This is a genomic window from Trebonia kvetii, assembly GCF_007827045.1.
Lineage (GTDB): Bacteria > Actinomycetota > Actinomycetes > Streptosporangiales > Streptosporangiaceae > Trebonia > Trebonia kvetii.
The window spans coordinates 493551-505681 of record NZ_RPFW01000004.1 but is presented as its reverse complement, the minus strand read 5'-3'; the positions used below and the strand labels follow the sequence as shown (position 1 = coordinate 505681).

Genomic DNA, 12131 nt, shown 5'->3' with positions numbered 1-12131 from the left:
GGATTCGGACATGTCGGAACTGCCCCCAGAGATCGACACTTCCAGGCCGCATTCCGCCCGGATGTACGACTACTTCATCGGCGGGAAGAATCACTTCGCGGCCGACAGGGAGACCGCGCGGGAGGTGCTGCGGAACAGCCCGCATGTGCAGATCGCCGCGCGGGAGAACCGGGCGTTCCTCGGCCGGGCCGTCAGGTACCTCGCGACGGATGTCAACGAGGGCGGGGCGGGGATCAGGCAGTTCCTCGACATCGGTACCGGCCTGCCCACCATGAACAACGTGCACGAGGTCGCGCAGTCCGTCACGCCGTCGGCCCGGGTCGTCTACGTCGACAACGACCCGCTTGTGCTCACCCACGCGCGGGCCCTGCTGACCTCCGCGCCCGAGGGCCGCACCGCCTACATCCAGGCCGACCTGCGCGACCCCGCGGCGATCCTGTCCGACCCCGCCACCCGCGGCGTGCTCGACTTCGGCCGGCCGATCGCGCTCATGCTCGTCGCGATCCTGCACTTCGCGCCGGACGATTTCCAGCCGGCGGAGGTCATCGCCACCCTGCTCGACGCGCTGCCGTCGGGCAGTTACCTGGCGGCGACGCACCTGGTGACGGATCACGACATGGAGGCGACGTCCGCGGGACAGCGGGTGATGCGGGCGGCGGGCATCCCGATGCAGAAGCGGGACTCCGACGAATTCGCCAAGCTGGCGTTCTCCGGGCTCGAACTGGTGCCGCCCGGCGTGGTGCTCGTCTCGGAATGGCGGCCCGATGGCACCGGGCCGCGCCCGGCGCCGTACGAGGTGAATTGCTACGCGGGCGTCGCGCGCAAGCCCTGACGCCTCGGCGAGTGACAGGGGATGCCCGGGTGAACAAACGTTCGCCCGGGCTTCTTTTTTTGCTGTTATCTATGTCTGATGCTGAAATCGTTGCGTAAAGCCGCAAATACCGCTGATTTTGGTCGCAGAACCGCTCAGTGACGGGAGTGAATCGTCCGTAGAATGGCGTCTGTGACGTTCCGGGGCAGCGAGTGGAAGGACGGGAGCATGACCGATTTCCTCGCGTCAGAAGACTCCCTGCCGGACGTCGACATGAACCGGCCGCACCCGGCGCGCATGTACGACTACTACCTGGGGGGCAAGAACCACTTCGCCGCCGACCGCGCCGTCGCCGACGCCGCGCTCGCGTCCTGGCCGGCCGGCCGGATCGGGCTGCGCGAGAACCGGCGGTTTCTCGGCCGCGCGGTTAGGTACCTGGCCACCGACGCCGGGATAAGGCAGTTCCTCGACATCGGCTCCGGTCTGCCGACCCAGGCGAATGTGCACGAGATCGCCCAGGGCGCCGACCCGTCCTGCCGGGTGGTCTACGTCGACAACGACTCCATGGTGCTCGCGCACGCCAGGGCGCTGCTCGCCTCCGCGCCCGAGGGCCGCACCGCCTACATTCAGGCCGACCTGCGGTCGCCGCTCGACATCCTGTCCTCCCCGGTGGTGCGGGAGGTGATCGACTTCGACAAGCCGGTCGCGCTGATGCTTGTCGCGGTGCTGCACTTCCTGCAAGAGGAGGACAAGCCCGAGGCGGTCCTCGCCACCCTGCTCGACGCGCTGCCGCCCGGGTCGTACCTGGCCGCGTCGCACATGACGATGGAGCACGACCCGGAGGGCGTCGGCGGCGGGCAACGCGCCTACCACAAGGCGGGCCTGCCGATGCACTCGCGCGACGCCGACGACTTCGCCTCGCTCGCCTTCTCCGGCCTCGACCTGGTGCCGCCCGGCGTGGTCCTGGTGTCGGAGTGGCGGCCGGACACGAACGGGCCGCGGCCGACCCCCGCCGAGGTGTCCTGCTACGGCGGGGTCGCCCGCAAGCCGTTACCGGCGCTCCGTCAGGTCTTCTCGCCGCTCCGCACGCCGCGTCTGGCGCGGAAGACGGCGGCCTTCACCCGGCTTTGGCACGGGGCCGAGCAGAACCGGCGCGCCGAGTTGCGTGAGGCATCCACGTAGACGCGGTCGCAGTGCGGCGCGCCGCAGACCCCGAGTCGTCCGGCCAGTTCGCTGCCCACCGCCAGCGCGAGCGCCGTGGCGCAGCCCGCGCTCCAGCCGACTCCGTAGGTGTCGCTCGACCCGTGGAAGTGCACCTGCCAGGGCTCGCCGTCGACGCGGTCAAGCTGCGGCCTGGCACCCGTATCCCGCAGCAGCCGGTTGACGGCCGCGGCGGCGTCATCGGGCCGGTCCGCTGCCATCGCCTCGAACACGCCGCGCATCACCTGCGCCGCCCGGAACAGGTATGCCGCGCTCTCGCCGGGCAGCCGCTCGGGCACCCGCGCCTGAGCGCGGACGGGCAGGGCGGCAGCCGCGGCCGTGAGCAACTCCTCGCCGGCCGGAGCGGCGTACGGCCTGCCTTGCCGCTCGCCGTCGGTCAGCTCATTCACCAGCGAGACCGCTGCCTCGAGCAGCAGCTCGATGTGACTATCGAAAAGCATTTGACCAGTCACTGTCCTCAATTTATGGTGTGACTAACGTTACCCGTTTTGTCAGTCACTGTTGGGGAGGGCGCGTGACAATCGTTCCTGGCCGATCGCGAGTGCGCCTTCCCCGGCAGGTCCGGATACTGGCCGCCGCCCGCGCGGTCAACCAGCTCGGCGCGTTCTCGCTGGCGTTCCTGACCGTGCTGCTGTCCCGCGATCTTGGCGCGAGCCTCGGCACCGCGGGCGCCGTCGCGGCGTTGTTCGGCCTGGCGACCATTCCGAGCAGGCTGCTTGGCGGGCACCTGGCCGACCGGCTTGGCCGTCGCCGCACCATCCTCGCCGGCCTGGCCGGGTGCGCCGCCGCGCAGCTCGGCATCGCGGCAGCGCCCGATACCGCCGTGGCGGCGGGCTGCGCGGTGCTGCTCGGGTTCGCCTTCGAGCTCTACGAACCGCCCAGCCAGGCGATGATCGCCGACGCGACCCGGCCGGACCAGCGCGCACCGGCCTACGCGCTGCTGACCACGGCGCTTGCCGTGGGCAACATGGGCGCGGGCCTGGTCGCGGCCGCCGTCGGGCGTTCCGGCCTGCGCTGGCTCTTCGTGGTCGATGCCGCCAGCTGTCTCGGCTGCGCGCTGATCGTGTACCTCTGGCTCCCCGCCGACCGGCTCGGGTCGACGCCGCCCGCGCGCGAGCGCCATGGCGATCCGGGTGAGCGCCCGGACAGCGGCGCATCGCCGTGGCGCGATCCCGCGCTGCTCGCGATGACGGCAGCGGGCACGGTGTTCGCGCTCGTCTCCATGGTGATGCTAGTCGGGCTGCCGCTGTCGGCGGCGGCCAACGGCCTCGATCCGGCCAGCGTCGGCCTGGTCACCGGAACGCTCACGCTTGTGCTTGGCCGGCCCTTGCTGCAGAGCAAGCCGCTCACTGGCCTGTCCCACCCGGCCGCGGCTGCCGCCGGCTTCACCCTGCTCGGAACCGGCATGGCTGGGTACGCGGTGGCGCACTCGCTTGCCGCGCTCTTCGCCCCCACGGTCGCCTGGGCCATCGGCAACCTGCTGCTGACTGGCCGCGCGTTCGCGGTGGTCACGGCCCTGGCACCGCCGGGCGCGACGGCACGCTACCTGGCTGTTTACGGGCTGAGCTGGGGTATCGCGACAGTGGCTGCCCCGTTGCTGGCCACCCGGGTGATCGGTTCCCTGGGCTCTGCGGCGCTGTGGACCGCCAGCTCAGCCCTCTGCCTCGCCATGGCCGCCGTCCAGCCATGGCTGCTCCGTGCGATCACCGGACGCCGGGACGCCGTCGTCAGCCGCGCGCCGGCCTCATCCGCGGATGCGGCTGTGGGCTAGGTCGAGTTCCGCCTCGGTCGCGGACCGCGGCTGCCACGACACGGTGAGCGGGTCGCCATGGTGCCTGGGCACCAGGTGCACGTGGATGTGGAAGACCGTCTGCCAGCCCGCGGGTCTGTTGGCCTGGAACAGGGTCATGCCGTCCGGGCTGAGGCGCTGCTGCAGCAGCGCGGCGACGTCATGGACCGCCTCCATCAGGCGCGCGGCGTCCTGGCGGCCGATGTCCCAGATGTCCGCGGCGTGACGGCGGGGGATGACGAGCGTGTGCCCGGGGACGGCGGGAGAGCGATCGAGGATCGCGATGGCCTCTCCGGTCTCGTACACCGTCCACGCTCGCTCCCGGCCCGCCGCGATCCGGCAGAAGACGCAGTCGGCCTGCTGATTGTCCACGGCGGGATGCTACCGGCACGGCGCCGAGAACATCCGGCCGACCGGAACGGCCCGTCGCCAAGACCTGGACGGCGGGACACCTGGCAGGCGCCCGCCCGCAAACGCGCCACGCGCGGAGGCGCCGTTGCGGGAGGGGCGGAGCCACGCAACCGTTCGGGAATCACATCTTTCTTGCTGTTATCCGACGAGGCCGCGGATGGTCTCGATGTCCTTGACGCGCTGGGCGTGGCTGGCGCCGAGCGCGGTGACGTTGAGCGTGGTCACGCCGGCCTCGCGGTAGGCCGCGAGGCGCTCCTTGACGAAGCCGAGCGGGCCGATCAGCGAGGTCTTCTCCGCAAGCTCGGCGGGGACCAGGCCGGCGGCCTCGTCCTTGCGTCCCCCCAGGTAGGCGTCCTGGATCTGGGCCGCCTCGGCCTCGTAGCCGAAGCGGCAGGCCAGGTCGTAGTAGAAGTTCTTGCCGCGCGCGCCCATGCCGCCGATGTAGAGCGCGAACATCGGGCGGGTGAGGTCGCGCAGGCCGGTCACGTCGTCGCCGATGGCCAGCGGCGCGGCGGCGATCACGTCCAGGCCCGGCAGCGTCTTGTCACGCTTGGCGGTGCCCTCGGCGAGCGGCGCGTCCCAGGTGAGGCCCGCCTTCTCCGGGAAGAAGAATATGGGCTGCCAGCCCTCGGCCATTTCGGCGGCGAGCGCGACGTTCTTCGGGCCGAGCGCGGCGATCACCACGGGGATGCGCTCGCGGACAGGGTGGTTGATCAGCTTGAGCGGCTTGCCGAGGCCGGTGCCGCCGCTGCTCAGCGGGATGTCGTAGAGCTTGCTGTGATGGTCGAGGCGCTCGCGGCGCCAGACAGCGCGGCAGATCTCGATCAGCTCCCTGGTGCGGCCGACGGGCGCGTCATAGGGCACGCCGTGCCAGCCCTCGATCACCTGCGGTCCGCTGGTGCCAAGGCCGAGGGTGAACCGGCCGCCGGAGACGAAATCCAGGCCGGCGGCGGTCATCGCGGTCAGCGCTGGCGTGCGGGAGTAGATCGGCAGGATGCCGGAGGCGATCCCCAGCCGCTCCGTCTTCGCGGCGATGAAGCCGAGCTGGCTCACCGCGTCGAAGCTGTACGCCTCGGGGACGAAGACGATCTCCAGGCCCGCCCGCTCGAAGTCGGCGAGTTCGCTGACCGTCTCGGTGAACCCGCCGGAGTAGTTGAGCATCATCCCGACGCGCATATGCTGGCCTCCCTGCCAATCGCTGGTGCTTGGCCACCGTCCGCTGTCGCTCGCGGGGTATTCCCTGCCGTTCGCGGCCGGGGCCAGGGGTCAATTTAACCCGCTGGACGGGCGCAGGCTATCCCCGGGGTGTCCCCCATACACGAGTACTAGGTAGCTTTGTACCGTGGTCTAGACCACAATGGACTAGACCACTCCTTGCGAGACCCCCGGCGTAACATGGAAACGGCAAGCTAGTGCATATGGTGAGTACCGCTGATCCGCTGTCCATCACGCCTGCCGCGCTCCGGGTGCGGCGCCTCGGAGAGCCCGGAATCGTGTCCCCGATGGCCGAGCTTCTGCAGAGCAGGGTCAGCTCGCCGCACTATGTGCACGAACTGGACCGCGTGCTGCTCGACGACACCGTCGACGGCGCGGCGGCGCGCCTGTGCGACGTCGCCGACCTGCCCTCGCTCGAACCGGGCGGGCCACGCGAGTACATCTACTTCGACCCGGCCGCCACCAGGGCGGCGATCGTGACCTGCGGCGGCCTTTGCCCCGGGCTCAACAACGTGATCCGCGGCCTGGTCCTCGAGCTCGCCGACAACTACGGCGTCACCGAGGTGCTCGGGTTCCGCGACGGCTTCCGCGGCCTGGTCGGCGACAGCGAGCCGGTCCGGCTCACTCACGACCTGGTGGCCGGCATCCACAACAGGGGCGGCACCATCCTCGGCACGTCGCGCGGAAACCAGGATCCGTCACGGATGGTGACGACGCTGCAGCACTACGGCGTTTCGCTGCTGTTCGTGATCGGCGGTGACGGCACGTTGCGCGGCGCCGCGAAGATCGCCGACGAGGCGGTCCGCCGCGGCATGAGGCTCGCGGTGATCGGCATACCGAAGACGATCGACAACGACATCCCCTTCATCGACCAGAGCTTCGGCTTCCAGACCGCGTTCACCCGCGCCACCGACTCGATCAAGTCCGCGCACACCGAGGCGAGCTCGACGCCGCACGGGGTCGGCCTCGTCAAAGTGATGGGCAGGCACTCCGGGTTCATCGCCTGCTACGCCGCCCTCGCCAGCCACGACGTGGACTTCGTGCTGGTTCCCGAGATGCCGTTCAGCCTTGCCGGCGAGAGCGGGTTCCTCGCCAAGCTGCGGCATCGGGTGCGACGGCAGGGGCACGCCGTGGTCGTGGTGGCCGAGGGCGCGGGGCAGGACCTGTTCGAGTACGACGGGGCGGTCGACGCCTCGGGCAACGCCCGGCTGGCGGACATCGGCGCGCTGCTGCGGCAGCGGATCATCGACGACTACGCCGCGACCAGGGAGGAGCTCAGCCTGCGCTACGTCGACCCCGGGTACGCGATCCGCAGCGTGCCTGCCAACGCCTGGGACGCGGTGTACTGCCTGCGGCTCGCCCAGGCCGCCGTGCACGCCGCGATGGCCGGGCGGACGGCGATGGTGGTCGGGCGCTGGCACGGCCGGTTCGTGCACATCCCGATCCCCGTCGCCACCGGCGGCCGCAACCAGGTCGACCCCAACGGCGACCTGTGGATGTCGGTGCTCGAGGCGACGGGGCAGCCGGAGCGGCTGTTCTGAATTTTGCCTGGGATGTCCCTACGCGGGCGTTAGCGGGTGTCGGCGTTAGCGGGCTTGGGCGTTAGCTGGCTTCGGCGTCGGCGAGCAGGGTCAGGATGTCCCTGGCGATGGCCTCCGGCGGGCTTGTGCCAGCGTCGACCGTGACGGTCGCCGCCTCGGCGTAGACAAGGTCGCGCTCGGCATGCAGCTGCGCCACGTCCGGGCGAACCAGCATCGGGCGGCCCTGATCGCCGCCGACGCGGCGCATCGCCTCGGCGTAGCTGATCCGGAGGTAGGCGACGGGGACGTCCTTGAGCAGGTCACGGGTGTCCGCGCGCTGGACCGCGCCGCCGCCGAGCGCGAGCACGCTGTCCGTGCCGTCCAGCAGGTCCGCGATGACCTTGTGCTCCAGGTCGCGGAAGGCGGGCTCGCCCTCCTCGGCGAAGATCTGCCTGATCGGCCGGCCCGCGCGCTGCTCGATGACGACATCGCTGTCGCGGAAGGGTACGCCGAGCCTCCTGGCGAGGATGCGGCCCACCGTGGTCTTGCCCGCGCCCATGAAGCCGACGAGGACGATCAACGGAGCTGTCCCATCACCGGAGCTGCCCCATCACCGGACCTGCTCAGCGATGGCGCGCAGCGCGAGGATGTAGGACTGGAAGCCGAAGCCCGCGATGATCCCGGTGGCCGCCCCGGTGATCACCGACTCGTGCCGGAAGCCCTCGCGCGCGGCGATGTTGGAGATGTGCACCTCGACCAGCGGCGCGGTCCGCATCTTCACCGCGTCCATCAGGGCGTAGGAGTAGTGGGTCAGCGCGCCGGCGTTGAGCACGACGGGCGTCTGGTCGTCGCACGCCTGGTGAATCCAGGTGACGAGCTCGCCCTCATACTCGGTCTGCCTGACCTCGACATCGAGGCCGAGCTCCTTGCCCGTGCGCAGGCACAGCTCTTCCAGGTCGGCGTGCGTCGCAGAACCGTAAATCGACGGCTCGCGCTTGCCGAGGCGGCCGAGGTTCGGCCCGTTGAGCACGAGCACCCTCGTTGCCGCGGTCATGCGGACACCGCCAGGTATGCCTGAGCGAGCAGGTCCTCGGCGGGGCTGTCATAGATGATCGGGTTCCCCACGCCGTCCAGGATTACCATGCGCAGCCGCGCGCCGCGCGTCTTCTTGTCCAGCGACATCGTCTCGCGCAGCGCGGGCCAGGCGGCCTTCGGGTAGCGGACGGGCAGACCGACCGCGGTGAGCAGCTCCCGGTGCAGTGCCACGTCCGCCGCTTTCAGGCGCCCGGCGAGCCGTCCCACCTCGGCGGCGAACACCATGCCGATCGCCACCGCGTCGCCGTGCCTGAACCGGTACCGCTGAAGCTTCTCGATCGCGTGGCCGAGTGTGTGCCCGTAGTTGAGCGTCTCCCGCAAGCCGGACTCACGCAGGTCCGCGGATACCACCCGGGCCTTGACCGCGATGGCCCGCTCGACGAGTTCGCGGGCGTGCGCGCCGTGCGGCTTCGCCGCGCCGTCGGTATCCGCCTCGACGAGCCGGAGGATCTCGCGGTCGGCGATAAAGCCGGCCTTGATGACCTCGGCGAGGCCGGCCACGTAGTCCTCGCGCGGCAGCGTTTCCAGGGTCGCCAGGTCGGCGAGCACGCCCGCGGGCGGGTGGAAGGCGCCGACCAGGTTCTTGCCCTCGGGAATGTCGATCGCGGTCTTGCCGCCGACCGCCGCGTCGACCATGCCGAGCAGCGTCGTCGGCACGTGCACCACGGGCACGCCGCGCAGCCAGCTCGCGGCGGCGAACCCGGCGAGATCGGTCACCGCTCCGCCGCCGACGCTGACCACGCAGTCGGTCCTGGTGACCTTGGACTCGGCGAGCCAGGACCACAGCCCGGCGAGCACCGACACGTCCTTGGCGGTCTCGCCGCTTGGCACGCCGGTCACCGCCACGCGGTAGCCCGCGTCCTCAAGCACACGGGAGACGGGCCGCGCGACCGCGCCAAGCCGCTCGTCGTGGATGACGGCGACCGTCTCCGCCCGCTTGCCGACCAGGTCCGGCAGGGCGCCGAGTACCCCGGTGCCGACGATCACCTCGTACGGCTGGTCCCCGCCGACGGGGATTCGAGTCTCGGTCATCCGCTTATCCGCCTCATCCGCCTATGGTCCGCCTGACTCGCCTTGATTCGCCAGACCCGCCTGATCCGGTTGATCCGCCTGGTCCGCTTCAGCCGCGGAGCCGCGCGGCAAGGTCGGCGGCCACCTCTTCCGCGGCCATGTCGTCGGTGCTCACGGTGAGCGTGGCGAGCTCGGCATAGACGGGGCGCCGCTCGTCAAGCATGGCACGCAGCCGCCCGCGCGGGTTGCCTGGAATGACGACCCGGGGCCGGTCCATGCCCGTGCGCTTCGCCACAGTGGCGAAGCCGGCCTCCAGGTAGACGATCACCTGGCCGGCGATCATCCGCCGCACGTCGGGGTCGAGCACGGCGCCGCTGCCGAGCGCGAGCACGCCGCCCTCGGGCTTGATCGCGTCCAGGCCAAGCGCCACCGCGCCCCGCTCGAACTCGCGGAAGACCAGCTCGCCGTCGTCGACGAAGATGTCGCCGACCGGCTTGTGCGCCGCCGTCGCGACGAGCGCGTCGGTGTCGGCGAACGGGACCCGGAGCTCGGCGGCGAGCAGCGCGCCGACCGACGACTTACCCGCCGTCGGCGGCCCGACGAGCACGACTCCGGTGCCCGGGCCTCGCACCAGGCCGCCGCTCGTGTCCTCGTCCGTGGTCGTCGCGGTGCCTATCATGCCCATGCCTGCCGTGTCGGTGCCTGCCGTGTCGGTGCTCGCCGTGTCGGTTCCTGCGATGTCGGTGCCTGCCATCAGGAGATCACCAGGGACTTCAGGTAGCCCTCCGCGTTCCTGCGCAGTTCCTCCACGGAGTCGCCGCCGAACTTCTCTGTCGCCGCCTCGGCGAGCACGAGTGCGACCATCGCCTCGGCTACTACGCCCGCGGCGGGCACGGCGGTGACATCGCTGCGCTGGTTGATCGCCTTGGCCGGCTCGCCCGAGGCCACGTCGATGGTCTCCAGGGCGCGCGGCACCGTGGAGATGGGCTTCATCGCGGCCCTGATCCGCAGCACCTCGCCGGTGGACATGCCGCCCTCGATGCCGCCGGCCCGGTTGGTGCGCCTGCGCACACCGTCGGGTCCGAGGTAGATCTCGTCGTGCGCGGCCGAGCCGCGGCGGCCTGCCGTGGTGAACCCGTCGCCGAACTCCACGCCCTTGAACGCCTGGACGGAGATCAGCGCGCCGGCCAGCCTGGCGTCGAGCTTCCTGTCCCACTGGGTGAAGCTGCCGAGGCCAGGCGGCAGCCCGTACACCACGACCTCGACCACACCGCCGAGAGTGTCGCCGTCCCTGCGGGCGGCGTCGACCTCCTCCACCATCAGCGCCGCCGTCGCCGCGTCGGCGCAGCGCACCGGGTCGGCGTCGATCCGCGCCAAGTCGCCCGGGCCGGGCACCGGCGCGTCGTCGGGGACCGCGACGGAGCCGAGGCGGACCACGTGCGACAGGACCTGGACGCCGAGGGCCTGCTCGAGCAGTTTGCGGGCCACCTCGCCGAGCGCGACCCTGGCCGCGGTCTCCCTGGCGCTGGCCCGCTCCAGGATCGGCCGCGCGTCGGTGTGGCCGAACTTCTGCATGCCGACCAGGTCGGCGTGGCCGGGCCGTGGCCTGGTCAGCGGCGCGTTGCGCGCCTGGCCCGCGAGCTCCTCCGCGGAGACGGGATCGGGCGCCATGACCGTCTCCCACTTGGGCCACTCCGTGTTGCCGACCCGGATGGCGACCGGGCCGCCGAGCGTCACCCCGTGCCGCACGCCGCCGGTCAGCTCCACCTCGTCCTGCTCGAACTTCATCCGGGCGCCGCGGCCGTAGCCCGCCCGCCGCCGCGCGAGCGCCGCGGCCACGTCCTCACTGGTGACTCGCACCCCCGCCGGCACGCCGTCACAGATCGCGGCGAGAGCCTTCCCGTGCGACTCACCCGCCGTCAGCCACCGAAACATGCTGATCACCCTATCGTCCGGGCCTGCCCAGACTCGCGCCAGCCTGCGGCTCAGGGCCATACGGACGACGACGATCCAGAACGAGTGCGTGGCTCCCCCATCCCCGCCCCGCCTGCCCCAAGCGTTGCCGCGTCGTACGCGCTCACCCGCTGCGGCGAAAGGTGTACTGACTTCTGGTGGTACAAACCGGGTCAAAAAGTCCCTGAGTTTGCCCCAAACGCAGTACATGTTTGCGGCACGGGGCGGTTGTGGGACGGGGCGCTTGCGGGCGATTGCGGCGCGGGCAGTTGCGGGACGGACGGTTGCGGCGCGAGCGGTTGCGGCGCGGGGCGCTTGTTGCTGTTATCCGAGGCGGAAGGCGATACCGCGGCGCAGCCGGGGGGCGAGCGCGGCAGCGATGGCCTCGGCGGCCGCCCTTGCCCGGTCCGGGTCGGCAGTGCGCAGCGTGACGGTCAGGTCCGCATCCTCGCCGCCCGGTTCCAGGTCGAAGCCGTCGGTGACCGCCGCCACCGCGGCACGGACGTCAGGATCGGCGTGCGGGAGCGGGGCCGGCTCGCCCGCGGCCAGCGCGCGCAGCCTGGCGCCCTCGATGACCAGCGGTACGGGCCCTGCCACGTCCACGACCACCGCGTCGGCCTCCTCCGCCGCCACGGCAGGCCACAGCTGCGGCGCGGGCACGGGGACGGGGCGGGCGTCCGCGCGCCAGCGGGTGACCGTCTCGACGCCGGTGAACGCGATGACCGCCTTGCGCCCGTCGTTGCCGATCAGGGTCGGCAGGGCCATCTCGGTTTCCTTCTCCGTGCCGTCCGCGTTCGCCTCGGCGAGCACAGCGACGACCGGGACCAGCAGGCGGGTCGCCGCGACGGCGGCGAGCACCGCGGTCTCCGCGGCCTGGCCGGCCGCGTACGCGGCGAGGATCGCCGTCAGCGCGGGATCGGCGCCGCCCGTGTCACCCGCGGGTCTGCTCGCCGGCCCGCCGCTCGCCGGCCCGCCGCTCGCCGGCGCCCCGCTTGCCGGTTCTCTGCTCGCCGGCCCTCCGCTCGTCGACACGAGCCGACCCTATCCCGCACCGCCGCCGCCACGCCCGGCGGGCACCACAGGGACTTATGGCGGCTACTGAATG

Annotated in this window: 13 protein-coding genes; 4 read left to right on the top strand and 9 right to left on the bottom strand. The window is 71.5% G+C overall.

Going from position 1 to position 12131, the window contains the following annotated elements:
• The first annotated feature begins 10 nt into the window (after positions 1-10).
• Both EAS64_RS22275 and EAS64_RS22270 read left to right on the top strand, forming a co-directional pair.
• Complete coding sequence (locus EAS64_RS22275) at positions 11-832, top strand: SAM-dependent methyltransferase (RefSeq protein ID WP_145855678.1); 822 nt, start codon at positions 11-13, stop codon at positions 830-832.
• 171 nt (positions 833-1003) lie between these two features.
• Entirely contained in the window at positions 1004-1993 is a 990-nt protein-coding gene (locus tag EAS64_RS22270) for an SAM-dependent methyltransferase (RefSeq protein ID WP_246115808.1), read from the top strand.
• Here the strand turns inward: EAS64_RS22270 and EAS64_RS22265 are convergent.
• Positions 1876-2472 (bottom strand): CGNR zinc finger domain-containing protein, encoded by a 597-nt coding sequence (locus EAS64_RS22265; protein ID WP_145855677.1) that lies wholly within the window; start codon positions 2470-2472, stop codon positions 1876-1878. The two genes, EAS64_RS22270 and EAS64_RS22265, sit on opposite strands and share 118 nt — an antisense overlap.
• A gap of 74 nt (positions 2473-2546) precedes the next feature.
• On the opposite strand from EAS64_RS22265, the gene EAS64_RS22260 reads away from it, so the two are divergent.
• Positions 2547-3803, top strand: coding sequence for an MFS transporter (locus EAS64_RS22260; RefSeq protein WP_222849503.1), 1257 nt, complete (start codon positions 2547-2549; stop codon positions 3801-3803).
• Here the strand turns inward: EAS64_RS22260 and EAS64_RS22255 are convergent.
• Both EAS64_RS22255 and EAS64_RS22250 read right to left on the bottom strand, forming a co-directional pair.
• Positions 3777-4193, bottom strand: coding sequence for an HIT family protein (locus tag EAS64_RS22255; protein WP_145855674.1), 417 nt, complete (start codon positions 4191-4193; stop codon positions 3777-3779). The two genes, EAS64_RS22260 and EAS64_RS22255, sit on opposite strands and share 27 nt — an antisense overlap.
• A gap of 177 nt (positions 4194-4370) precedes the next feature.
• On the bottom strand, positions 4371-5408 hold the full coding sequence (locus EAS64_RS22250) for an LLM class F420-dependent oxidoreductase (protein ID WP_145855672.1): 1038 nt from the start codon (positions 5406-5408) through the stop codon (positions 4371-4373).
• Positions 5409-5650: 242 nt separating this feature from the next.
• Here EAS64_RS22250 and EAS64_RS22245 point away from each other — a divergent pair, with 242 nt between their 5' ends.
• Complete coding sequence (locus EAS64_RS22245) at positions 5651-6988, top strand: ATP-dependent 6-phosphofructokinase (RefSeq protein ID WP_145855670.1); 1338 nt, start codon at positions 5651-5653, stop codon at positions 6986-6988.
• Between the two features lie 61 nt (positions 6989-7049).
• Here EAS64_RS22245 and EAS64_RS22240 read toward each other — a convergent pair whose 3' ends face one another.
• From EAS64_RS22240 to EAS64_RS22215, 6 genes are all read right to left on the bottom strand, one after another.
• Positions 7050-7547 carry a shikimate kinase gene (locus EAS64_RS22240; RefSeq protein WP_145855668.1) on the bottom strand — a complete coding sequence of 166 codons (498 nt, stop codon included), beginning with the start codon at positions 7545-7547 and terminating at the stop codon, positions 7050-7052.
• 30 nt (positions 7548-7577) lie between these two features.
• Positions 7578-8021, bottom strand: a complete 444-nt coding sequence (aroQ, locus tag EAS64_RS22235) for a type II 3-dehydroquinate dehydratase (protein ID WP_145855666.1) — start codon at positions 8019-8021, stop codon at positions 7578-7580.
• Complete coding sequence (aroB, locus tag EAS64_RS22230; RefSeq protein WP_145855665.1) at positions 8018-9094, bottom strand: 3-dehydroquinate synthase; 1077 nt, start codon at positions 9092-9094, stop codon at positions 8018-8020. The genes aroQ and aroB overlap by 4 nt, the downstream gene beginning before the upstream one ends.
• An 88-nt stretch (positions 9095-9182) precedes the next feature.
• Entirely contained in the window at positions 9183-9827 is a 645-nt protein-coding gene (locus EAS64_RS22225) for a shikimate kinase (protein ID WP_246115807.1), read from the bottom strand.
• Positions 9827-11008 (bottom strand): chorismate synthase, encoded by a 1182-nt coding sequence (aroC, locus tag EAS64_RS22220; protein WP_145855663.1) that lies wholly within the window; start codon positions 11006-11008, stop codon positions 9827-9829. Before aroC ends, EAS64_RS22225 begins: the two co-directional genes overlap by 1 nt.
• 342 nt (positions 11009-11350) lie before the next feature.
• Positions 11351-12058: an SseB family protein gene (locus EAS64_RS22215; protein ID WP_145855661.1), complete on the bottom strand. Its 708-nt coding sequence runs from the start codon at positions 12056-12058 to the stop codon at positions 11351-11353.
• Positions 12059-12131 lie beyond the last annotated feature (73 nt).